The organism is Ideonella dechloratans (genome assembly GCF_021049305.1).
Taxonomy (GTDB): domain Bacteria; phylum Pseudomonadota; class Gammaproteobacteria; order Burkholderiales; family Burkholderiaceae_C; genus Ideonella; species Ideonella dechloratans.
In genome coordinates, this window is record NZ_CP088081.1 from 3,451,934 (window position 1) to 3,474,913 (window position 22,980).

Annotated in this window: 19 protein-coding genes; 7 read left to right on the plus strand and 12 right to left on the minus strand. The window is 71.0% G+C overall.

Annotation, left to right across the window (positions count from 1 at the left end; all coding sequences use genetic code 11):
* Positions 1 to 91: 91 nt before the first annotated feature.
* From LRM40_RS16125 to tkt, 3 genes are all read right to left on the minus strand, one after another.
* Positions 92 to 2,626, minus strand: a complete 2,535-nt coding sequence (locus LRM40_RS16125) for a S8 family peptidase (RefSeq protein ID WP_231067596.1) — start codon at positions 2,624 to 2,626, stop codon at positions 92 to 94.
* Between the two features lie 193 nt (positions 2,627 to 2,819).
* Entirely contained in the window at positions 2,820 to 3,821 is a 1,002-nt protein-coding gene (gene gap, locus LRM40_RS16130; protein ID WP_151124640.1) for a type I glyceraldehyde-3-phosphate dehydrogenase, read from the minus strand.
* 55 nt (positions 3,822 to 3,876) lie between these two features.
* Positions 3,877 to 5,934, minus strand: coding sequence for a transketolase (gene tkt, locus LRM40_RS16135; protein WP_151124641.1), 2,058 nt, complete (start codon positions 5,932 to 5,934; stop codon positions 3,877 to 3,879).
* A 116-nt stretch (positions 5,935 to 6,050) separates the two neighbouring features.
* Here tkt and speD point away from each other — a divergent pair, with 116 nt between their 5' ends.
* Both speD and murU read left to right on the plus strand, forming a co-directional pair.
* Positions 6,051 to 6,440, plus strand: coding sequence for an adenosylmethionine decarboxylase (gene speD / locus LRM40_RS16140; protein ID WP_170288903.1), 390 nt, complete (start codon positions 6,051 to 6,053; stop codon positions 6,438 to 6,440).
* Entirely contained in the window at positions 6,437 to 7,153 is a 717-nt protein-coding gene (murU, locus tag LRM40_RS16145) for an N-acetylmuramate alpha-1-phosphate uridylyltransferase MurU (RefSeq protein ID WP_170288904.1), read from the plus strand. Before speD ends, murU begins: the two co-directional genes overlap by 4 nt.
* A gap of 379 nt (positions 7,154 to 7,532) precedes the next feature.
* On the opposite strand, the gene LRM40_RS16150 is transcribed toward murU, so the two are convergent.
* From LRM40_RS16150 to LRM40_RS16185, 8 genes are all read right to left on the minus strand, one after another.
* Entirely contained in the window at positions 7,533 to 9,281 is a 1,749-nt protein-coding gene (locus LRM40_RS16150) for a diguanylate cyclase domain-containing protein (RefSeq protein WP_151124643.1), read from the minus strand.
* Positions 9,278 to 9,598, minus strand: a complete 321-nt coding sequence (locus LRM40_RS16155) for an extracellular solute-binding protein (RefSeq protein WP_375138575.1) — start codon at positions 9,596 to 9,598, stop codon at positions 9,278 to 9,280. Before LRM40_RS16155 ends, LRM40_RS16150 begins: the two co-directional genes overlap by 4 nt.
* A gap of 18 nt (positions 9,599 to 9,616) precedes the next feature.
* Positions 9,617 to 10,381 carry an ABC transporter substrate-binding protein gene (locus LRM40_RS16160; RefSeq protein WP_231067598.1) on the minus strand — a complete coding sequence of 255 codons (765 nt, stop codon included), beginning with the start codon at positions 10,379 to 10,381 and terminating at the stop codon, positions 9,617 to 9,619.
* A gap of 106 nt (positions 10,382 to 10,487) precedes the next feature.
* On the minus strand, positions 10,488 to 12,116 hold the full coding sequence (locus LRM40_RS16165) for an NAD(P)-binding protein (RefSeq protein WP_231067599.1): 1,629 nt from the start codon (positions 12,114 to 12,116) through the stop codon (positions 10,488 to 10,490).
* A 13-nt stretch (positions 12,117 to 12,129) separates the two neighbouring features.
* Entirely contained in the window at positions 12,130 to 13,737 is a 1,608-nt protein-coding gene (locus tag LRM40_RS16170; RefSeq protein ID WP_151125748.1) for a polyamine aminopropyltransferase, read from the minus strand.
* Positions 13,734 to 13,961 (minus strand): DUF350 domain-containing protein, encoded by a 228-nt coding sequence (locus tag LRM40_RS16175; RefSeq protein ID WP_374429852.1) that lies wholly within the window; start codon positions 13,959 to 13,961, stop codon positions 13,734 to 13,736. Before LRM40_RS16175 ends, LRM40_RS16170 begins: the two co-directional genes overlap by 4 nt.
* 34 nt (positions 13,962 to 13,995) lie before the next feature.
* Positions 13,996 to 15,615 (minus strand): DUF4178 domain-containing protein, encoded by a 1,620-nt coding sequence (locus LRM40_RS16180; RefSeq protein ID WP_151125749.1) that lies wholly within the window; start codon positions 15,613 to 15,615, stop codon positions 13,996 to 13,998.
* A 19-nt stretch (positions 15,616 to 15,634) separates the two neighbouring features.
* Positions 15,635 to 16,663 carry an SPFH domain-containing protein gene (locus LRM40_RS16185; RefSeq protein ID WP_151125750.1) on the minus strand — a complete coding sequence of 343 codons (1,029 nt, stop codon included), beginning with the start codon at positions 16,661 to 16,663 and terminating at the stop codon, positions 15,635 to 15,637.
* Between the two features lie 96 nt (positions 16,664 to 16,759).
* Between LRM40_RS16185 and LRM40_RS16190 the strand changes: the two genes are divergently transcribed.
* Positions 16,760 to 17,995 carry an FAD-dependent monooxygenase gene (locus LRM40_RS16190; protein ID WP_211373065.1) on the plus strand — a complete coding sequence of 412 codons (1,236 nt, stop codon included), beginning with the start codon at positions 16,760 to 16,762 and terminating at the stop codon, positions 17,993 to 17,995.
* A gap of 24 nt (positions 17,996 to 18,019) precedes the next feature.
* On the opposite strand, the gene LRM40_RS16195 is transcribed toward LRM40_RS16190, so the two are convergent.
* Positions 18,020 to 19,027: a SphA family protein gene (locus tag LRM40_RS16195; protein ID WP_151125751.1), complete on the minus strand. Its 1,008-nt coding sequence runs from the start codon at positions 19,025 to 19,027 to the stop codon at positions 18,020 to 18,022.
* Between the two features lie 132 nt (positions 19,028 to 19,159).
* Here LRM40_RS16195 and LRM40_RS16200 point away from each other — a divergent pair, with 132 nt between their 5' ends.
* The 4 genes from LRM40_RS16200 (at position 19,160) to LRM40_RS21490 (ending at position 22,968) form a co-directional block, all read left to right on the plus strand.
* Entirely contained in the window at positions 19,160 to 19,801 is a 642-nt protein-coding gene (locus LRM40_RS16200) for a chalcone isomerase family protein (RefSeq protein WP_151125752.1), read from the plus strand.
* Positions 19,802 to 19,953: 152 nt separating this feature from the next.
* The gene (locus tag LRM40_RS16205) at positions 19,954 to 20,781 is read left to right on the plus strand and encodes an HDOD domain-containing protein (RefSeq protein ID WP_170288975.1); all 828 of its coding nucleotides are present in this window, start codon (positions 19,954 to 19,956) and stop codon (positions 20,779 to 20,781) included.
* Between the two features lie 79 nt (positions 20,782 to 20,860).
* Positions 20,861 to 21,532 (plus strand): response regulator transcription factor, encoded by a 672-nt coding sequence (locus LRM40_RS16210; protein ID WP_151125754.1) that lies wholly within the window; start codon positions 20,861 to 20,863, stop codon positions 21,530 to 21,532.
* Positions 21,529 to 22,968 carry a sensor histidine kinase gene (locus LRM40_RS21490; RefSeq protein WP_170288976.1) on the plus strand — a complete coding sequence of 480 codons (1,440 nt, stop codon included), beginning with the start codon at positions 21,529 to 21,531 and terminating at the stop codon, positions 22,966 to 22,968. The genes LRM40_RS16210 and LRM40_RS21490 overlap by 4 nt, the downstream gene beginning before the upstream one ends.
* Positions 22,969 to 22,980 lie beyond the last annotated feature (12 nt).

Below are 22,980 nucleotides of genomic sequence, written 5' to 3' on the forward strand. Positions count from 1 at the left end.
CGGTTATCGGCAGGCGGCGCTTCAAGCCAAGCCCCGGGCGTGAAAAAGGGGGCCGAAGCCCCCTTGTCGTGTGCGGTCCTGCGCGCCTGGCTCAGGCGGCCCGGCGACGCAGCAGCAGGCCCAGGGCCAGCAGGCCGCACTGCCACCACAGGGCCAGGGCACCGCCGCCGCCGCCCGAGCCCGAGACGGGACTGGTCACGGTGATCGTGGCGCTGGAACTGGCGCTGTTGCCCAGACTGTCGGTGACAGTCAGCTGCACCGTCACGCTGCCGGATCCGCTGGTGACCAGGGTGGCGGTGCTGCCGCTGGTGCTGCCCGAGAAGCTGGCGATGCCGCCGCCCGAGGTGATGGCCCAGGCGTAGCTGGCGATGGAGGCCCCGCCGGCGGCCGAGGACGCCGAGGCGTCCAGCGTCACGCTGTTGCCCGCCGCCACGCTGCTGGACGACACCGTGAAGCTGGCGGTGGGGAGCGCGGCCGCCGTGACGGTCAGCGTTCTGGACAGACTGGCGGAGACCCCGCGGCTGTCGGTGACGGTCAGCTGCACCGTCACGCTGCCGGATCCGCTGGTGACCAGGGTGGCGGTGCTGCCGCTGGTGCTGCCCGAGAAGCTGGCGATGTCGCTGCCCGAGGTGATGGCCCAGGCGTAGCTGGCGATGGAGGCACCGCTGGCGGCCGAGGACGCCGAGGCATCCAGCGTCACGCTGTTGCCCACCACCACGCTGCTGGACGACACCGTGAAGCTGGCCGTGGGGGGCGTGGAGGCGGTGATGGTCAGCGTCTCGAACGAACTGGCGGACACCCCGCGGCTGTCGGTGACCGTCAGCTTCACCGTCACCGTGCCGATCCCGGTCGTGACCAGGGTGGCGGTGCTGCCGCTGGTGCTGCCCGAGAAGCTGGCCAGGCCCACACCCGACGCGATTTCCCAGGCGTACCCGGCAATGCTGGCACCGCTGGCCGCAGAGGAAGCGGAGGCGTCCAGCGTGACGCTGTTGCCCGCCACCACGCTGCTGGAGGGCGAGAAAGCCAACACAACCTTGGGAGGAACCTTGCCCTGCACGGCCGACAGGGCCGCCGAGGCGTCGAGCATGCCCGCGCCGCAGGTGCTGGTGGTGCAGTAGCACTCGTCCTGGGTGGTGCTGCCCGACGGTGCCTGGCAGGTGGAAATGCCGGCGGTGCCGCCGGTGCTGGGGAAGCTGCGCGCACTGGCCTGCAACAGGCTCTTCACCTGGGCGGGCGTGAGGCTGCTGTTGAGCGAGAACATCAGCGCGGCCGTGCCGGACACCATGGGAGCGGCAAAGCTGGTGCCGACCTCCGCGCTGGCGTAGGTCGCATCCGTGTAGGTGTTGGTGCTGGGCGTGGTGGTGCCGCTGTTGGTGGTGCTCAGGATGGCGTAGGCGCAGGTCGCGCCGCTGCCGCAGTTGCCCCCGGGCGCGCTGATGCTCACCGTCGAGCCCAGGCTGGAATACCCGGCCTTGGTGCCCACATTGCGCAGGGCCGCCACGCCGATGACGCCGCTGCAGTTGGCCGGCGCCCCGGCCGCCACGCTCTCGTTGCCGGCCGCGGCGACCACCACCGCACCCGCGGCGTTCACCTGGTTCACGGCGTCCTGGTAGGCGGTGGAACAGCTGCCGGTGGCGCCCAGGCTCATGTTGAGCACCTTGGCCGGATGGGTGTTGGCAGGCACGCCCGACACGCTCAGGCCGGCGGCCCACAGCATGCCCGCGATGATGTCGGAGTCGTAGCCACCGCACTTGCCCAGCACCCGCACCGGCAGGATGGACACATGGGGCGCCACCCCGGCGATACCCACGCCGTTGTCGGCCGTGGCGCCGATGATGCCGGTCACCACGGTGCCGTGCCAGGAGCTGTCGCCCACCGTGCAGCCCGAGAAGGTCGCGTTCGACAGATCGCTCTGGGAGATCCAGTCGCCGGGGTCGGTCGGATCGCCGTCGCGCCCATCCCCGTCGTTGGCGATGGCCGCGTCCGAGATGAAGTCGTAACCCGAGGACAGGATGTTGCCCGCCAGGTCGGGGTGGTCCGGCCGGATGCCGGTGTCCAGCACGGCCACCACCACATTGCTGCCGGTGGCGCTGGCCCAGGCGCCCGGGCCATTGATGGCCGAGGCGTAGGTGGGCGTGGGGGCACGCAGGTACCACTGGCCGGCCGTCAGGTTGCTCAGCGAGGCACTGAGGTTGTCCGGATACAGGGGATCGTTGGGTGCGGTCGCGGAGGTGATGAAGCGGCGCTGATCCACCACGGCCCACTCGACATTGCTGTCCTGGGCCAGTCGCTTGGCCAGGGCCGCGCTGCCCAGGGCGCTGGACTTGAGCACCTGGGTGCGGGCGTCCAGGGCGCGGCCGTCAGTCAGCGCCAGCCCCAGGCGGGCGCTCATGCGGCTGGCGGCCTGCACCCCTTGCACGCCGGCACGGGCCGACTGGGCGGTGGCGGTACCCGTCGTGGCAGCCAACACCGCGGCATTGGCACGGTACTTCACGATCACCCGCCCGGTCTCGGCGACCGCGCTCGGTTGCCGGTGGACATGGGCCGCCTCGCTCGCCTGGACCGGCGCGGCAGCCAGACCCGCGATCAGCGACAGCGCCGCCAGCAGCATGTTTCTCTTCACCATGGGTTCCTCGATGGAAGGTTTCGGTCCCGGCCTGTGACGACGGCCTGCACCAGTCTAGACCGGGAAAGTTTGCCGCAGCGTGTCCAACAGCGACCATCCGCACCCGGATATGCTCGCTTTGACGCCAAACAAGAACGCCCCGGGACCTGGCGGCACCGGGGCGTGGTTCAGACGGTCAGACCGTCGGCCGGGATCACTTGGCGATCACGCGGGCCATCTCCAGGCACTTGTTCGAGTAGCCCCACTCGTTGTCGTACCAGGCCACGACCTTGACAAAGGTCTTGTCCAGGGCGATGCCGGCCTCGGCATCGAACACCGAGGTGCAGGACTCGCCACGGAAGTCGGTGGCCACCACCTTGTCTTCCGTGTAACCCAGCACGCCCTTCATGGCACCTTGCGAAGCAGCCTTCATCGCCGCGCAGATGTCCTCGTACGAAGCTTCCTTGTTCAGCTCGACCGTCAGGTCCACCACCGACACGTCGGAGGTCGGCACGCGGAAGGACATGCCGGTCAGCTTCTTGTTCAGCTCGGGGATCACCACGCCCACGGCCTTGGCGGCACCGGTGCTGCTGGGGATGATGTTCTCCAAGATGCCGCGGCCACCGCGCCAGTCCTTGTTGGACGGGCCGTCCACGGTCTTCTGGGTGGCGGTGGCGGCGTGCACGGTGGTCATCAGGCCACGCTTGATGCCGAAGGTGTCGTTGAGCACCTTGGCCACCGGGGCCAGGCAGTTGGTGGTGCAGCTGGCGTTGGAGATGATGGCCTGGCCGGCGTAGGTGGTGTCGTTCACGCCATAGACGAACATCGGGGTGTCGTCCTTGGACGGGGCCGACATGATGACCTTCTTGGCGCCGGCCTTCAGGTGCTTCTCGGCGGTTTCCTTGGTCAGGAACAGGCCGGTCGATTCGATGACCACCTCGGCACCGACTTCATCCCACTTCAGCTCGGCCGGGTCCTTGACGGCCGACAGGCGGATCTTCTTGCCGTTGACGATCAGGTTCGAGCCCTCGACCGAGACCTCGCCCTTGAAGCGGCCGTGCACGCTGTCGTACTTCAGCATGTAGGCCAGGTAGTCGGGCTCCAGCAGGTCGTTGATGCCGACGATCTCGATGTCGTTGGCGAAGTTCTGCACCGCAGCGCGGAACACCATGCGGCCGATGCGGCCGAAGCCGTTGATACCGATCTTGATGGTCATGGGATCTCTCCGAGTCAGTAAGGTTGGAATAACAGCGGAATCGATCGGCGGTGGCTTACTTGGCCAGCACCTTGCGCACGGTCAGCGCGATGTTCTCGGCGGTGAAGCCGAAGAGCTTGAACAGCTCGCCGGCGGGAGCGGATTCGCCGAAGCGGTCCAGGCCCACCACGGCGGCGCAGCCGTACTTCCACCAGAAGTCGGTCACGCCGGCCTCGACGGCGATGCGCGGCAGCTTGGGCGGCAGCACGGCCTTCTTGTAGTCCAGGTCCTGGCGGTCGAACACGGTGGTCGAAGGCATGGAGACCACGCGCACCGGGATCTTCTTCTTGGCCAGTTCTTCCTGGGCGCGCAGCGCCAGCTGCACCTCGGAGCCGGTGGCGATGATGACCGCCTTGGCCGCCTTCTTCAGGCCGACCTCGCTGGGCTCGGACAGGATGTAGGCGCCGCGGGTGATCACGTCGGCGTCGGTCTTGGGCAGGTAGGGCAGGTTCTGGCGCGAGAGCAGCAGCGCGCTGGGGCGGTGCTTGTTGGCCAGGGCGATCGTCCAGGCCACCGCGGTCTCGGTCGTGTCGGCCGGGCGCCAGACGTCCAGGCCGGGGATCAGGCGCAGGCTGGCGGCGTGCTCCACCGACTGGTGGGTGGGGCCGTCCTCGCCCAGGCCGATGGAGTCGTGGGTGAAGACGTGGATGACGCGCTTCTTCATCAGCGCGGCCATGCGGATGGCGTTGCGGCTGTAGTCGCTGAAGGTCAGGAAGGTGCCGCCGTAGGGGATGTAGCCACCGTGCAGGGCCACGCCGTTCATGATGGCGGCCATGCCGAACTCGCGCACGCCGTAGTTGATGTGGCGGCCGATCTTGCCGTCTTCGGTCTTGACCACGGCGCCGACCTCGTCCACGCGGAAAGCGGGGGTGCTGGGCGTGTTGGTCAGGTTGGAGCCGGTCAGGTCGGCCGAGCCGCCCAGCAGTTCGGGCAGGCGGGCGGTGAAGTGGCCCAGGGCGATCTGGCTGGCCTTGCGGCTGGCCACGGTCTCGGCCTTGTCATGGGCGTCGCCCACGGCATCCACCGCGATCTCGGCGAAGTCGGCCGGCAGTTCGCCCGCCATGCGGCGCACGAACTCGGCGGCCAGTTCCGGGAAGGCGGTTTCGTAGGCGGCAAAGCGCTCGTCCCAGGCGGCCTGCGCGGCGGCACCGGCGGCGGTGGCATCCCAGCCGGCCTTGACCTCGGCCGGCACGGTGAAGGGCTCGGCCGACCAGCCCAGGGCGGCGCGGGTCAGGCCGATTTCCTCGGCCCCCAGGGGTTCGCCATGGGCCTTGGCGGTGCCGGCACGGTTGGGCGAACCGTGGCCGATGGCGGTCTTGCAGACGATCAGCGTGGGCTTGTCGGCACTCAGCTTGGCCTGGGCAATGGCAGCATCCACCGCGTCGACGTCATGGCCGTCCACCGGGCCGACGACGTTCCAGCCATAGGCCTGGAAGCGCTGGGCGGTGTTGTCCACGAACCAGGGAGCCACCTTGCCGTCGATCGAGATGCCGTTGTCGTCGTACAGCGCGATCAGCTTGTTGAGCTTCCAGGCACCGGCCAGGGCGCAGGCCTCGTGGCTGATGCCCTCCATCATGCAGCCGTCGCCCAGGAAGACGTAGGTGTGGTGGTCGACGATGGTGTGGCCGTCGCGGTTGAACTCGGCGGCCAGCAGCTTCTCGGCCAGCGCCATGCCCACGGCATTGGTCACGCCCTGGCCCAGCGGGCCGGTGGTGGTTTCCACGCCCGGGGTCACGTCCACTTCGGGGTGGCCCGGGGTCTGGCTGTGCAGCTGGCGGAAGGCCTTGAGCTGATCCATCGGCAGGTCGTAGCCGGTCAGGTGCAGCAGGGCGTAGATCAGCATCGACGCATGGCCGTTGGACAGCACGAAGCGGTCACGGTCGGCCCAGTGCGGCGCGGCAGGGTTGTGCTTGAGGTGGCGGGTCCACAGGGCCTGGGCCATCTCGGCCATGCCCATGGGCGCGCCCGGGTGCCCGGAATTGGCCTTCTGGACGGCATCCATGGCCAGGGCGCGGATCGCGTTGGCCAGGGCGGAAGAAGTCAGGGCGGTGCTGCTGGGAGTGTCGGAAGGCATGGGAAGGATCTTCGGATCTTCTGTGATGAGGGAGCCCGTGGGCAGCGGGAATGCCGCAGACGAGCCGGCCTGGCGGGGAGCTGGGTATTTTAGCGACCGGCCGATAATGCGCGCCCATGCAGGGCCTGCACCTCACCGCCGACCTGGTCGGCTGCCCCTCCACGCTGCCTCGGATGACCGATGCGGACGCGCTGCGCCAGACCTGTCTGGCGGCCGTTGCGACAGCAGGGCTGCAGGCGGTGGGCGAGCTGTTCCACCGCTTCGCCCCGCACCCGGCGGTGGCCGGCCCCGCGGGTGTCACCGGCGTCGTGCTGCTGGCCGAATCCCACCTGGCGGTGCACACCTGGCCCGAGCGCGGCGCGGTGACGCTGGATGTCTATGTCTGCAATCTGGGCGAGGACAACTCGGCCCGGGCCGAAGCCCTGCTCGGCGCCCTGCTGGACGCCTTCCAACCCACCCGGCAGGCCGTCCAGCGTCTGCACCGGGGTGTCGAGACCGAACGATGAGCCTGCCCCCCGCGCCGCCCCGCGCCCTGATCCTGGCCGCCGGCCGCGGCGAACGCATGCGGCCGCTGACCGACGCCACGCCCAAACCGCTGCTGGCGGTGCGCGGCCAGCCGCTGATCGTCCACCACCTGGCGGCGCTGGCGGCCGCCGGCGTGCGCGAGGTGGTGATCAACACCGCCTGGCTGGAAGATCAGTTCCCCGCCGCGCTGGGTGACGGCGCGCGCTGGGGCCTGAAGATCCACTACTCGATGGAGGGCCGCGACCACGGCGGCGCGCTGGAGACGGCCGGCGGCATCGCCAAGGCCCTGCCCTGGCTGGCGCCGCGGGGCGAGGAGGCCTTCTGGGTCGTGTCGGGCGATGTGTTCCTGCCCGGCTTTCCCTTCGCGGCCGCCGACGCGGCCGCCTTCGCCGCCAGCCCGCACTGGGCCCGGCTGTGGCTGGTGCCCAATGCCCCGCACCACCCGGGCGGAGATTTCGGCATCGATGCCCAGGGGCTGGCCACGCGGGCGGCGGCCGACAAGCTCACCTGGGCCAGCGTGGGCCTGTTCAAGCCGGGCTTGTTCACCGACGTCGCGCCCGGCACCCGGCTGGCCCTGCGGCCCAAGCTGGAAGCGGCGCTGGACGCCGGCCGGCTGGCGGCCTGCCGCTGGGACGGCCCCTGGACCGACGTGGGCACGGTGGAGCGCCTGAACGCGCTCAACGCGCCAGCCTGAGCCCGACGCGATCCTGTCCTCGGGTCTGAGCCCGGCGCCTCGATGCGCCCCGCGGCGGCCCGCACCCGCTTGCGCACGCCGGCGCGCACCTCGACCACATGGCCGTGGAACACCCGGGGGCGTTGCTTGCCGATCTCCGGCAGCTCATGGAAGACGGCGCGCTCGATCTTCTCCTTCTGCAGCAGCGCGTCGCTCATCTGCCGGAACGAACAGCTCACGCGGGTGCTCTTGGCCCGCTGCGGCACGGAAAGGTCGTGCGTCGTCAGAAAGTCGCCGGCCGGCCGGGTGACGTCGGCGCAGCCCGTGCGCCCGGCCTCCTCCGGGTCCAGCTCCTCGGCGACCGCCTTCCGGTCCTGCTTCGGGTCGATGATGGCCAGGCTCAGCCGGCGGGCACGGAGCGGATGCCCCCGGAGGCATCGCCTGGCATCACCTGGCCGATGAAGCCCACGCCACCCGCGCCCAGCGCCTTGATCGCGTACATGGCCCGGTCGGCATGGGCCAGCAGCTCGCTGGCACTCTGCCCGTCCTCGGGGAAGTTGCTCACGCCGATGCTGGCGTCGATGTCCAGCGCCAGGCCGGCCACCGACACCGGCTCCCGCAGGGCGCCCAGCAGCTTGTGGGCGACCACGCTGGCCTGCGCACCGTCCACCGCGTCGCCCAGCAGGACCACGAACTCGTCGCCGCCCAGGCGGGCCACGGTGTCCAGTTCGCGCACCTGGCTCTGCAGACGCTGGGCCAGCACGCGCAGCACCTCGTCGCCGGCCGAGTGGCCATGCCGGTCGTTGATGATCTTGAAATCGTCCAGGTCGATGAACAGCAGGAAGACCCGGCGGCCGTGGCGACGCGCCAGGGCCAGGGCCTGCTCCAGCCGGTCCATGAACAGGCGGCGGTTGGCCAGGCCGGTCAGGCTGTCGTGCTGGGACAGGTGGGCCAGCTCGTCCTGCTTGTGGCGCAGCTCGCCCAGCTGACGCCGCACCTGGGCCTGCAACTCGTAGAGGCTGCGTGCCAGCGAGCCCAGCTCGTCGGCCCGGCGCAGCGGCAGATCCTTCATCTCGTGGCCATCGGCAAAGCCGCGCGCGGACGCCGCCATGGCATTGAGCGGCCGGGTCAGCGCCCGGCCGAGCAGCAGGGCGCCCAGCAACGCCACCAGGCTGGTGCCGCCGACGATGCGCAGCAGCGCCCAGCCCATGGCGGTGGACTGCGCCAGGGCCACCGACTCCGCTTCGGACAAGCCCAGCACCAGGCGGTCGCCATTGGCCGGGGAATCGATGTTCTGCGCCACGAAGGCCGCGATCTGCGCCGGCCGTTCACCTTCCGGTGCGTCGATCACGGCGTTCGCCCGGTCCCCGCTGAGCAGCGGTGCCACCGGGGCGAACTCGTCCTGCAGCAGGGCCCGCTGGCCGCGGTCGAAGGCGAAGGCCCGGTTGGCATCGGGATGGATGAGGATGTCGCCGGCCCCGTTGGCCAGGTAGAGCTGGTAGTCCTCCGGCAGATCGGCCGCCAGCAGGCGGAACAGGCCGTTGAGGTCCACATTGACCACCACCACGCCCAGGGCCGGTCCCACATGCTCGCGCACCGGAATGGCCATCTGCAGCATGGGCAGGCCCGGACCGGCGCCGGCACTGGTCTCGTGGTTGATCGAGATGCGCGACAGATAGAAGGCCCCATCCTGCAGCGGCAGGGCGTCGGCCACATAGGGGAAGTGGCCCTTCTCCTCCAGATCGGCCCCGCTGACCCGCTGGGGCACGCTGCCCACCCGGTCCACCCGCACCCGCTCCAGGCCGTGACGGTCGGCAGCGATCACCCGCAGCTGCAGGTAGGAGGGGTTGGCGTCCAGCATCCCGGCGAACAGCACGGCCAGGCGGTCGGCATCGTCGGGGCGGTCGTGTTCCAGCACCTGTCGGGTGACCGGCAGGCGGGCGATGACCTGCAGGTTGCGCTCGATCGACTCCAGGTTGAGCGTGATGCGCCGCGCCAGCACCTGGGTCGAGGTCAGCAGCTCGCTGTGGGCCGACTGGCGCTCCAGCCGGCAGCTCGCATCCCAGGCGTAATAGCCGGTGAGGCCCGCGGCGCCGCAACCCAGCACGGCCATCCACAGGGTCAGACGGGTGGCGATGCCCAGTTTCATGAGCGCAGCACCTTGGCCACCGAATCACCCGAGACGATTCGCCGCCACAGGCGGTTGCGACGGTCGTCGTCCTCCACCGGCTCCAGCCACACCAGGCGCCCTGTGAGCGCCGGGGCATCGCCATCGTTGGTGGTGGCGCCCAGGCCCTGGCGCTGGCGCAGGGCTTCGGAGGCCGCCGGCGACAGCATGTGGTTGATCCAGGCATGGGCCAGGTCGGGATCCCGGGCCTGGCGAGTCACGGCCCAGCAATCCAGCCAGGCCAGGGCCCCTTCCCGGGGCAGGGTGTAGCGCACATCCAGGCCGGCCTGGCGCAGCAGCTGGAACTGCTGGCGCCCCTAGTTCGCCAGCATCAGCCAGGCGCCGCGGCGCCGGTAGAGGTCCAGCGATTCCTCCGGCAGTGTGTAGAAGCCGCTGACGTTGCGGCGCAGCGCCACCAGGCTCTCCACCAGCATCGGCCATTGGGACGCCGGAATGCGGAAGGGCGAGGGCAGGCCCAGCTTCTGCGCCGCCAGCGAGAAGGCGTGGGTGCCGCCGTCATAGGCCAGCACCCGCCCCTGCAGACGCGGATCCCACAGCGCCGCAATGGACGCCGGCGGCGTGGCGAAATGGTCCGGGTGGTAGATCAGCCCCATCTCGCTCCAGGCGTAGGGGATGGCGTAGCTGCGGCCGTCATGCACCAGCCCGGGAATGCTTTCCAGGGCCTGGAAGCGCGCCAACTGCCGTTGCCGCCCCGGCAGGCTCTTGAGCTGCAGGGGCTGCACGGCGTTCAGCTGGATGTAGCGCTGCAGCTCGGCCGTGTTGACGGCCACGACGTCGAAGTTGGCCCCGGGCCCGGGCTGCATGTGGTGCCACAGGGCCTGGTCGGTGTCGACGATGGTGAGTTCGACCCGCGCGGCCAGGTTCTGCTCGAAGCGGTGCACCAGGTCCGGATCGGCATAGCCGGGCCAGGCGAGAACCCGCAGCGTGCGGCTTTCGGCGGCGCAGGCGGGCCCGACACTCAGCCCCAGACAGGACAGCACGACGCGGCCCAGATGGCGCCGACGCCACCCCCCTGCCGACGCAGCCTCCTGCTCGTCACGAACCACGGTCGAATCCGACATCACATCCCGTCGCGCGTTGTCCCCTGGCCTGGGCTCGGGCCAGGTTCCGCATCCTAACGGCAGACCCGTGCCGGCCGTCGCGTGAATTGTTCCCTGACTCTGTGGCTCAGTCGCCACCTGAGAGACTCGATTGTCCGGCCACCTGTCCCAGGGTAAAAGCCTCTTCGAACACCGAGTAACCGGCCAATTCCGCGTGAGCGAAGCGCAGCCGGCCCCGCATGGCGCGCAGGGCGGCCAGGGCGGCCGAGCCCCGCGTGCCCGGCGCGGGAATGCGCATGGCGTGGCCGTGGCGCATCAGATCGGCCGCTTGCAGGCGGCGCGGCAGGTCCGGATGCAGCGGCGCCAGGTCGGCCAGCACCCGCCGCAGCCAGAACGCCGCCGGCTGGTCGCGCAAGGCGGGACGGTCGGCCTCGGCCAGCGCGTGGTAGACCGTCCACACCGGTGGCACCGGCCGCGGGTCCAGGCGCTGGTGGGTGGTGTCCACATAGCCCAGGCAGCGGGTGCTGCCGGCCGGGGCGTAGCCCACGTTGTCCCAGGCCGGCGGAAAGCCCGGGCGTGCCAACGGCGCTTCGTCCAGTGCCAGGTTGCTGACCAGCCAGGGCGCGTAGCGGGCCCCGGCCACCGCGGCCCCCAGGGCCGGCGGCGGGTTCACCAGCACCCGGGCGGCGATGAAAAGCGGCAGGGCCAGCACCGCCTGCGGTGCTTGCCAGGCCTCGACCCGGCCGGCCGCCTCGTTCCAGACAGTGGCCGTGACGCCCTGCCGCCCCGCCTCCACCGCCAGCACGGTCTGGCCTGTGTGCAGGCGCTCACTCAGCGGATGGGCCAGGCGTTGCGTGAGCCAGCCATTGCCCTCGGGCCAGGTGAACAGGCCCGGATCGGCCTCGGCCGGCTCGCCCGGTGCGTCGAAGCCATGCCGGCTGGCGAAGTAGTGCAATCCGGCCCAGGCCGAGACCGTGTCCAGCCCGGCGCCGTAGTCGTCGCGGCAGGCATAGTCCAGGTAGGCCCGCAGGCGGGCGTCGTCCAGGCCCTCGGCGGCCAGCCAGACGGCGAAGGTCTGGCCGTCCAGCGCGGCGTGGGCCGGCGTCCAGGGCGCGCGCCAGGTCGGCAGGGCAAAGCCCAGGCGGCGGACCTCGGCCACCCGCCGGGCAAAACGGCGGTACTGGTCCAGCGTCTGCGGCCGGCCGGCCGCCGAAGGCAGTTGCCCTTCCTGCCAGGCGCCGTCGATGAACAGGCGCTCCTGCGGCGCGTGGCAGAGAAAGCGCTCGTCGGGCCGGCTGGCACCGCGCAGGCCGTCCCATTGCAGCAGGCCGATCTCGTGCAGCCATTCGCCCACCTTATGGGCCGTGGGGCCGGGCACCGGCAGGTAGTGCGCGCCCAGCGGGCAGCCCTGCCCGGCCAGTTGGTGGCCGCGGGCGTTGCCGCCCACCGTGTCTTCCAGCTCCAGCAACTGGGCATCGTCCACCCCGGCCCGCACCAGGGCCCGCAGGGCCGACAGGCCCGCCACGCCACCGCCCAGCACCAGGGCGCCGGCGCGGCGGGTGAGGGCGGGCGCGGGCCAACCGCCGGCCTTGCGCTCGCGCAGGCGGTGGCCGCGCTCCAGCCGGGCGCCCACCCAGCGCACCGGAAGATCGGCTGGCAGGGCGTCCGAGGCGTGTGGCGCGCAGCCCGTCAGGGCCCCGCCGGCGGCCAGCGCCAGGCTGCCGCCCAGCCAGCGGCGGCGGGTCGGGCCGTTCATCGCGGCGCCACCCTCACGGCTGGTGCACCTGGCCCCACTCCTCCTCGAAGGTGTGGACCAGGCCCTGGGTGGACAGGCGGTTGGGCTCGGCCGGCACCCGGGCCATGTCGGGCGGGAAGTCGAACAGCGCCGGCAGGCCCGACAGGGTCAGGAAGCGCAGGCCCGGCGGCAGCGCGGCCGGCGGGTGCCAGGGTCGGTGGCTGGCCAGGATGAAGCCCCACTCGCCGAAGCTGGGCACGTCGGCGTGGTAGGGGGTGGTGGTGAGGCCCACCGCCTCCAGCGTGGCGGCCACCGTCCAGAAACTCTTGCGCGCCACCAGCGGCGAGGTGGTCTGCACCACCGCGTAGCCATCGGCCGCCAGGTGCTGGTCCACCAGGGTGTAGAAGGTGGTGGTGTAGAGCTTGCCCAGCGCGAAGTTGGTCGGGTCGGGGAAGTCGATGACGATGACGTCGTACACGTCCTCGGGCCGGTCGTGCGCGGCCAGCCAGCCGAAGGCGTCCTCGTTCACCACCTTCAAGCGCGGGTCGGTGAGCGCGCCATGGTTGAGCACCGTGAGCAACGGCTGGGTCGAGAACAACCGCGTCATCTGCGGGTCCAGCTCCACCAGGGTCACCTGCTGCACCGAGGGGTACTTCAGGATCTCGCGCGCGGCCATGCCGTCGCCCCCGCCCAGCACCAGCACCCTCCTGGGCGCGCCCTGGGCCGCCATGGCCGGGTGCACCAGGGCCTCGTGGTAGCGGTACTCGTCGCGCGAGTGGAACTGCAGGTTGCCGTTGAGGAACAGGCGGATGCCCGCCCGGCTGCGGGTGACGACCACACGCTGGTAGGCGCTGGTCTCGCGCAGCAGGATGGTCTCGCCGTAGAAGCGGTCCTCGGCCCAGGTGGTCAGGCGCTCGGCCCCGGCCAGGCCGGCCAGCAGGGCCACGACCACCGCGGCGCAGGCCAGCGCATGGGCGCGCCAGTGGCGCAGGCTGCGGCGAAACAGCCACAGCGCCCAGACCGCCACGCCCGCGTTGAGCAGGCCGAAGAAGAAGCCGGTGCGGATCAGCCCCAGGTGCGGCACCAGCAGCAGCGGGAAGGCCAGCGCCACCACCAGCGCGCCCAGGTAGTCGAAGGTGAGCACCTGCGAGACCAGGTCCTTCAGGCCGTAGCGGGCCTGGAAGTGGCGCTTGAGGATGCGCATGACCAGCGGGATCTCCAGCCCCACCAGCACGCCCACCAAGACCACCAGCGCGTAAAGCAGCACCAGGAAGGGGGCCTGTGCCGCCACCGGCAGGCTGGAGTGGGCGGTGAACAGGGCCGCCGGCAGCGTGCCGCCCACCACGCCCACCAGCAACTCGATGCGCAGGAACTGCGCCACCAGCTGGCGGTCGATGAAACGCGAGAGCCAGGAGCCCACCCCCATGGCCGCCAGGTAGGCGCCGATGATGGTGGAGAACTGCAGCACCGAGTCGCCCAGCAGGTAGCTGGCCAGCGCGCCGGCGCTCAGCTCATAGACCAGGCCGCAGGCGGCGATGACGAAGACCGAGGCCAGCAGCAGCACCTCGGCGGCCGAGGCGGTGCTCGGCGCCTCGTCGGGCGCGGGGGCACCGGACGACCCCGGGGACACAGAAACGGTCATCCGTGGATGGCGGCGGCCACGATCTGGCCGATGGCGATGAACATGCCGGCCACCACGATGCCCAGCGCCACGTTCTTGTGCTCGACGATCTCCTCCCACAGCTTGTAGGGGGTGATCTTGTCGATCACCGCGAAGCTCACCCACAGCAGCGCCACGCCCAGGAGCGCGTACAGCACCGAGCCCAGCACCACGTCGGGGTGCAGCCAGTCCCAGCCCATGATCATCGTTGCATCCTCCGCGAAAGCCGGTGCGCGGCACTCACTTGTGCCCGCCCCCGCCGGTTGAAAAGCCGCCGAACGAGCCGCCGCCCGTGCCGACATGGAAGCCCCCCGAGCGCTGCTGGCGCGCCAGGCACTGCTGGTATTCGGTGCTGGCCTCGCCGAAGGTGGCCCGCTCGTCGCTGCAGGCGTCCTCGCTGCCGCAGCGGCTCATCAGCAGCATCACCACGACCACCACCACCAGGATGACCACCCCTTGGCTGAGCCCGCCCCCCTTGCCGGCCAGCGGGGTGGCGTCGCGGCGCAGCGCCGCGGCGGCCGGACCGCTCAGGCCGAAGGCGGTCTGCACGGTGGCGGCATCCAAGGTGCGGCCCAGGGACCAGACCACCTCGCGCCCCGTCTCCTCCCGCGAGAGGACCGCCCCGCCCGGGCCGTCGTAATCGGTGACGCTGGCGCGCTCGTCGCGCTGCACCCGCCAGTAGAACTCGCCCTGCACCCAGGTGACCTTGGCATCGTAGCGCCAGCGCTGGCGGAACACCCGTCCCTCCAGCATCGCCTGCTCGCCGCGCACCGTCGGCACGCCCGTCATCGGCCGCACCCAGCTCCAGCCGTCCTCGGCATCGACCAGGAAGGCGAATCCCGCGGTGCGGTGGTAGAGCAGGTACTCGCGCCAGAAGGTCTGCTCGTCGTCGCTGCCCGGTGCCGGCAGGTCGCAGCGCTCCTGGTAGCCCACCACCTGCCAGTCCAACGGCCCTTCCGCACCCAGCGCCAGCCGGCCGGTGCGGCCCAGCGGGATCTGCGGCTCCAGCCCGCCCACGCCGCTGTTGGCCTGGGCATAGCAGGCCAGGTCGGCGCCCAAGCCCTGGGAGATGTCCACCACCGCATGGCACTGCCCGCAGGTCAGGCTTTGCGTGCTGGACAGCGCGGGCGCCATGGCGGCGCCGCAGCTGGGGCAGGCGAAGCTGCGGCCAGCCACCGTCTTCTCGCTGCTCTCCTTCAAGCCCTGCAGCGCCAGCTCGGCCAGCGCCACGCTGCGGCCGATGGCCCATTGCAGCGGCGTGCCATCGGCATCGTCCAGCGTGCCCACCTCGCCGCGCTCGTTGCGCAGGTCCACCACGGTGAAGCTGCCCTGCAGCTTCGGCGGCCGGGGCAGCTCGCCCTGGGCGGCGATCAGCGAGGCCGTCTGCACCGAGGCCACGCTCCAGGCCCGGCCATCCACCAGCACCCGCTGGCCGGCGAACCAGCCGTCCAGCGCCGGCGGCTCGGCCAGCGGCGGCTGGTCGAAGCTCAGCACATAGGCGCCGTTGTCCTCGCTCAGCCAGGCCGGGCGTGGCGGGGCGTCGGCCCCGGCATCGAACAGCAGGTGCCATTCGTTCCAGGTGCCCTCGGGGTAGCGGTACTGCAGCCGGCCCACCAGCGTGAAACCCACGCCCTGGTGGCGACCCGTCACCCCCAGCTGCAGCGGGCTGTGGTCGTCGAAGAGCTCGGCGCTGACCCCGATGCGGCGCAGGGCCTCGCCCTCGCGCACCAGGGTGCTGCGGCAGAAGCTGCAGACGGCGCTGGCCGAGGCCGCCGAAGCGAACTCGACCGGCGCCCCGCAGTTGGGGCACAGCGCGCGCCAAGCCCGCTGGGGCCGCGGCGTGGAAGACGGCTCGGTCACGCGAACAACAGCGGCGTGCTCAGACCAGCTTCTTCAGCAGCTCGGCCTTCTTGGCCGCGAATTCCTCGTCGGTCAGGATGCCCTTGGCCTTCAACTCGCCCAGCTTCTCCAGCGTGGCCATGATCTCGTCGGGCTTGATCCCAACGGACCCGGCAGCGGAGGTCGCCGCGCCGCCCAGGCCCTGCCCCAGCTGCTGCGCCAGCACCTGGCCCAGCGCCACACCGGCGCCCAGGCCCATGGCGTCGCCCGCCACGCCGCCGCCCTGGCCCACGCCCTCGGCCAGCTTGGGGATGGCCTGGGCCGTCTGGTACTGCATGAACTGGCCCATGTTCTGGCCCACCATGCCCATGCCGATCTTCTGGTCCAGGATCTTCTGCAACTCCTCAGGCAGCGAGACGTTCTGCACCGTCACGCCCTCGAGCTTCAGGCCCAGGGCCTCGAACGAGGGTGCGGTGGCCTGCTGCAGCTGCTGGGCGAACTCGACCTGGTTGGCCGCCAGGTCCAGGAAGGGCACACCGCTCTGCGCCACCGCGTCGCTGATGTGCTGCAGCATCAGGCCGCGCAGCTGACCGTCCAGGTCGGCCGCGGTGTAGCGCTCGCGCGTGCCGGAGATCTCGGTGTGGAAGCGCTTGGGGTCGGTGATGCGGTAGCTGTAGTTGCCGAAGGCGCGCAGCCGCACCGCACCGAAGTCCTTGTCGCGCAGGGTGACCGGCTGGCTGGTGCCCCAGCGCTGGTCGATCTGCTGGCGGGTGCTGAAGAAGTAGACGTCGCTCTTGAACGGCGACTGGAACAGCTTGTCCCAGTTCTTCAGGTTGGTCAGCAGCGGCAGGGTCTGGGTGTTCAGCGTGTGGCGGCCCGGGCCGAACACATCGGCCACCTGGCCTTCGTTGACGAACACGGCCATCTGGCTCTCGCGCACCGTCAGCGAGCCGCCATATTGGATTTCATGGTCGGCCATGGGGTAGCGCCAGGCCAGGGTGCCATCGCCCTCCTCGGTCCACTCGATGACGTCGATGAACTGTTTCTTGATGAAATCCATCAGGCCCATGCTCGGCTCCCTGGCATCCGCCGGCCCCTCGCCGGCGCGGCGAATAATACGCGCCGGGGCCGGAGCGTCCAGCCCCCCGTTTTGACGAAGCTGCCCATGGACACCCCCACCTCTGCCACCCCGGCCCTGCGCCCGCTGCGCCTGGCCGTCATCGGTGCCGGCCCGGCCGGCCTGGCCCTGGCCCTGCTGGCCGCGCGCGAATGGCCCGAGGCCGCCGTCACCGTCTTCGATGCCCGCCCGGCCGACAAGGATGTCTCGGGCGACCCGCGCACCCTGGCGCTTTCACTGGGCAGCGTGCAGCTGCTGCAGCGCCTGAAGGCCTGGCCCGAGGGTGTGGCCCAGCCCATCACCCAGGTGCATGTGTCGCAGGTGCCCCCCACCTTCAACGGGGTCTTCGGCCGCCCGCTGCCGCAGGCCGAGGTGCGCATCACGGCCCAGGAGCAGGCCGTGCCCATGCTGGGTGCGGTGCTGTCCTACGGCCAGGTGGTGGCGCCGCTGCAGGCCGCCTGGGTGGCGGCCTGCGCCGCCCAGCCAGGCCGCTGCGCGATGCGCTTCGGCACGCCGGTGGCCGGCCTGAAGAACCTGCCGGCGCAGGGCGGGGTCGAGGTGGACGCCGGCATCGTCGAGACCTTCGACCTGGCGGTGGTGGCCGAAGGCGGCGTCTTCGCCGACCAGGCCCGCAAGGCCGTGGTGCGCGACTACCACCAGAACGCCTGGGTGGGCCCGGTGACGCTGGACCACGACATGCCGCCGGGCCTGGCCATGGAGCGCTTCACCCGCCACGGGCCGCTGGCCCTGCTGCCGCTCAAGCCCGCGGCCGATGGCCGCCGACGGGCCTCGCTGGTGTGGTGCGTGCCCAGCCAGGGCGACCCGGTGGCCGCGCTGGACGACGCCCAGCGCCTGACGGTGATCAACAGCCTGCTGCCCGACGCCGTGGGCCGGCTGACCGGCCTGGGCCCGCTCAAGTGCTTCGCCCTGGGCCTGAATGCCGAGCGCACCCTGGTGCAAGGCCGGCAGGTGCGCATCGGCAACGCGGCCCAGACCCTGCACCCGGTGGCCGGCCAGGGTCTGAACCTGGGCCTGCGCGACGCCTTCGCGCTGGTGCAGGCGCTGCGCCATGCGAAGGATGTGGACGCCGCGCTGCGCCGCATCGAATGGCAGCGCGCGCCGGACCGCTGGAGCATGATCGCCGCAACCGACTTCCTGGCGCGCAGCTTCACCTGGCACTGGCCCGGCCTGGGGGCCCTGCGCGGCCTGGGCCTGGCCGCGCTGCAGGCCCTGCCGCCCGCCCGCCACGCGCTGGCGCGGCAGATGATGTACGGGCGGCGCTGAAGCCGCCCGGTCCTCAAGAGAGGGTCAATCCAGCCGGAACATCAGGCGCAGCCAGCTCGTGGTGCCCTCGGGCCGGTTGCGGGCGTGGAATTCCGGCAGCACCTTGAGTTCGGCGGCGAACTCGCCGTCCTCGGACTGGTAGCCCACCGAGGGGCCCAGGGCGTAGGTCTGGGCCTTGTTGCCGTCGGCGGCCACGCCGGGGCCGGTGTCCTTGGTGAACTGCTTGACCGCATAGCCCTGCAGGCCAAAGCGCCACAGGTCGCTGTAGCGGTACATCAGCGAATAGTCGGCGTGCACGTACTGGCCCGAGCGCACATGGGTGGCGCTGTTGACCCCGTTGAAGGAGTAGGTCACCCGGGTGCCGAACTCCAGCCCGTTGTCCCAGGCGCGGCCGTAGACGAAGCCCGGACGCCATGTCCAGAAGCGGCCCGCACCGGCGTTGACGACGTTGTCCTTGTTGTAGTCGCCGGTGGGCACCACGAAGGCCGTCATCAGGATGACGCGCGAGGTGTCGTCCTGGAAGTCGATGAAGGGAGCGATCTCCATGTCGCCCTGGGCGGTCGTGCTGTCCGAAGCCCCGGCCGCCGCGGCGTTGAGCTGGGCCTGCACATAGGGCTTCATCGCATCCGGGAAACCGGTGGGGAAGCGGCCGGTGAGGGTGGTGTGGGCCGTCAGGTCGATCATCGGGATGGTGGCCGACACGCCCAGGCGGCCCTCGCCCCAGTAGGTCTCGCTCAGGTAGGTCAGACGCGGCACCACCACGTTGGCGACGATGGCGCCGCCCCGCTCGGCCTCGACGCCATTGCCCACGTCGATGGCCTGCCGGTGGCCCCCGCCATCCAGGAAGCGGGTGGCCTCGTAGTGCTGGTACCAGAGTTGCCCGTACAAGCCGGGGTTCTGCGGCACGGTCATCTCCTGACCGGGCGCCCCCAGCAGGGCTCGCAATTGCTGGCCTTCCGTGGCATGTGCCACACCAACACCGGCCACGGTCAACGCCAGGCCACACACACGGGAAAACAGGGACAACGACATGTGGGAGTTTTAATACAGTTCACGGCAAGTTACTGACATTACCGTGATCGGCGCCGGCATGTCTTCGAGAGATGCCCTGTTTTGTCGGTAACTTGCCACAAAATTGTGTCAGTTGCTTACACCCTCACCACCATGCCCTCTTCCCGTCGTGATGCCCTGCTGTGGATGCTGACCGCTTCGGCCGGCGGTTCGTCCTGGGCCCAGACCGCCACCCCGGCGCCCGCCGCCGCCGGGTCCCAGCCTGCAGCAGCCCCGCTGGAGGTGGCGGGCTTCCGCTTCGACCCCACTTTCTCGCTGGGCGGCAAGTCGCTGTCTCTGAACGGTGCCGCGGTCTCCTACATCCTGTCGGTGCGCACCACGGTGGTGGCGCTGTACCTGCAGCGCAAGCACACCACGGTGGAAGGCGCGCTGGCCGAGCCCGGCCCCAAGCGTCTGTGCTTCTACAGCCTGCGCGACGTCTCGGCCAAGGACCTCTCCAACACCTTCATCGACCGGCTGCGCAAGAACGCCACCTCGGAGGAGATCGCGGGCAACTTCATCCAGATCGCCCAGTTCGGCTCGGCCTTCAGCAACCGCAGCAAGCTGATGAGGGGCGACTTCGTGACGCTGGACTATGTCCCCTCCACCAACCACATCGACATGACGCTCAACGGCCAGCACATCGGCGAGACGATGACCGGCGAGCCCTTCTTCCGCATGCTGATGAAGATCTGGATGGGCGCACGGGTGCGCGAATCCACCCGCGAGGGTCTGGTCGGACAGTCGACCAGCTGAGCGGCCCCGCGCGGGCCGACCGCGGCGCGACAGATGTCACGGTGGTGGCCCCGGCGCGGAAAACAGGGGCGATGGCCGCGGTTTTCGGCGCTCACGGGCGGGCTTGCGAGGACGATGATGCGTCATCGCCGCCCCCCACCGCCGGAGTCCCCGTGTCGCTCACCGATCCCTACGTCAAGAAGGCCGCCACCCTGCCGGCGATGCCCGAGGTGGCCTGCCAGCTGATGGACACCTTCGGCCGGGAGGACCTCTCATTGGGCGAGCTCTCCGGCCTGATCGGCCGTGACCAGGCCCTGGCCGCCCGGGTACTGCGCTATGCCAACTCGGCCCACACCGCCCCGCGCCGCGAGGTGGACAACCTGCACGACGCCGCCGCCCTGCTGGGCCTGCGGGCCCTGCGCGAACTGACGCTGTCGGTCAGCGTGATGGGAGCCTTTCCCCATCTGGAGGGTTTCGACCGCCTGGCCTTCTGGCGCGGCACCCTGGCCGTGGCCAGCTACGCCCAGGCCATCGCCCCGCGGCTGGACGTGGACCCGGCCGTGGCCTACCTGGGCGGCCTGATGCTGCGCACCGGCCAGATCCTGATGGCCATGGTGGACCCGGCGGGTGCCGCCGAGGTCAGCCGCCACGCCCTGGCGCCGGACAGCCGCATCGACTTCGAGTCCGGCATCCTGGGCTGCGCCCACCCGGAGATCACCGCCGAGCTGGCCCGCCACTGGCGCTTCCCGACGGTGCTGGTCACCGCCTTCGGCGCCGCGGTCGACCCGTTGGGCTCGCGGCCCTTCTCGCGCCTGGGCGCGGTGCTGCGCCTGGCCAGCGTGATCGCCGATCACCGCGACCTGGACGCCGACCCCGCCGAGGGCCTGCGTCAGACACAGGAAGCCCTGATCACCCACCTGAACCTGGACCCGGACGATCTGGCCGCCGGGCTGCCCGACCACCGACTGGCCATGGCCGGCGCCGACGCGCTGATGCACTGACGCTGACCCCGGAGATGGGGACAGCTTGCCGCAAGCTTGCCCGATGAGTTGGACCGACGCTGCCGCTATGCTGGCGCCCATGCGAATTCTCCTGGTCGAAGACGACGAATGGCTGGCCGAGTCCACCGCCCGGGCCCTGCGCACGCAGGGCTGGGAAGTGGACTGCTCCGCTCGCGGCGAGCCCGTGGCCTTGTCCATCGCCCAGGACCCGTACGACCTGCTGATCCTGGACATCGGCCTGGCGGGCATCGATGGCTTCGAGACCCTGCGCCGGGTGCGCGCCCAGGGCAGCCAGCTGCCGGTGCTGTTCCTGACCGCCCGCGACGCCATCGAGGACCGGGTGCGCGGCCTGGAAAGCGGCGGCGACGACTACCTGGTCAAGCCCTTCTCGCTCAACGAGCTGATCGCCCGCGCGCGCGCACTGGTGCGGCGCAGCCGCACCCGCCTGGGCAACGGCCTGCAGCTGGGCACCCTGCGCATGGACCTGGAAGCCCGGCGCGCCTTCATCGGTGATGCGCCGCTGGCCCTGTCGGCCCGTGAATGGGAGGTGCTGGGCTTTCTGCTCGCCCGGGCCGACAAGGTGGTGGCCAAGGACCAGCTGGCCCAGGCCAGCACCGGTTGGGAGCAGGGCGTGTCCGACAACGCCATCGAGGTCTGCATCTCGCGCCTGCGGGCCAAGATCGAACCGGCCGGGCTGCGCCTGCGCACGCTGCGCGGCCTGGGTTACCTGCTGGAAGAGGCCTTGCCGTGACGTCGGCGGCCCGGCCGCCGCGCAGCCTGAAGTGGCGACTGGCGTTGTGGCTGGTGGTGCCGGTGCTGGCCATCACCCCGCTGCTGGGACTGGGCCTGTACCGCCTGCTGCACGGCACGGCCATGGACTGGCTGGACGAATCCCTGGGCGACACCGCCCTGTCGCTGGTGTCCCTGGTCCATGCACAGGACGGCCAGCTGTCGATGGACGTCTCCCCGGCCACCGACCAGGCCCTGCGCTTCGACCGCCAGGACCGCGTCTTCTACCTGGCCCTGGCGCCCGGTGGCCAGGCGCTGCAGGGCGACACCTCGCTGCACATCCTGGCCCAGGCCGACGCGCCGCTGGCGGCCGGGCACTGGCGCTTCTCGACCCGCACGCTCGAAGGTGAGCCGGTGCGTCTAGCCCAGCTGGGCGCGCGTTGCGGGCCCGGCAACGCCGTCTGCCAGATGTTCGTGGCGGAGACCCTGCACAAGCGCGACAGCCTGCAGCGCCAGCTGTTGATGGCCACCGGCCTGGTGCTGCTGATGCTGTGCGCCCTGCTGATGCTGGCGGGCTGGGGCGTCATCTGGCAGGGCCTGCAGCCGGTGCAGCGCCTGGGCCAGGAGGTGGAGCGGCGCGACCTGGACCGGCTGGACCCCCTGGACACGGCCGTGCCCGCGGAGCTCAGCCCGCTGATCGCCGCCTTCAACCGCCTGTTCACCCGTCTGAGCCAGGCCGCAGCGCACCAGCGGGAGTTCCTGGCCAATGCCGCCCACCAACTGCGCACCCCCCTGACGGCGCTGCGCACCGAGATCGACCTGGCCCTGCTGGAGCCCCATGACCCGCAGCTGACCCCGCTGCTGCAGCGCCTGCAGCGTGCGGTGGACCGCAGCGCCCGCCTGGCCCACCAGATGCTGGCTCTGGCCCGCGCCGAGGCCGAAACCCCCCAGTCGCCCCAGGCCCTGGACCTGCGGGCGGTGGTGACCCAGGTGGCCCAGGACTGGGTGACCCGCCTGCCGGGGGGACCGTCGGAACCCGAGCTGGACTTCGAGCTGCAGCCCGCGCCGGTGCGCGGCCAGGCCTTTCTGCTGCGCGAGCTGCTGGAGAACCTGCTGCACAACTGCGCCTGCTATGCCGGCGAGCACCCGCAGGTCACCGTGCGCACCGGCAGCGAGGGCGACCTGGCCTGGCTGGAGGTGGAAGACAACGGGCCGGGCATCCCCGAGGCCGAACGGGATGCCGCCCTGCAACGCTTCCAGCGCGGCACCGGGGCCCGCGGCACCGGCAGCGGCCTGGGCCTGGCCATCGCCCACGACATCGCCCGCCGCCACGGCGGCCAGCTCACCCTGCTGGACGCGCGCCAGGGTCCCGGCCTGCGCGTGCGCGTGACCCTGCCCCTGCTGCCCCAGGGGACCGGCACCGGCCCCGCACGCCCGGGGGGCAACCACGGCGGGTGATACTGGGGCGTT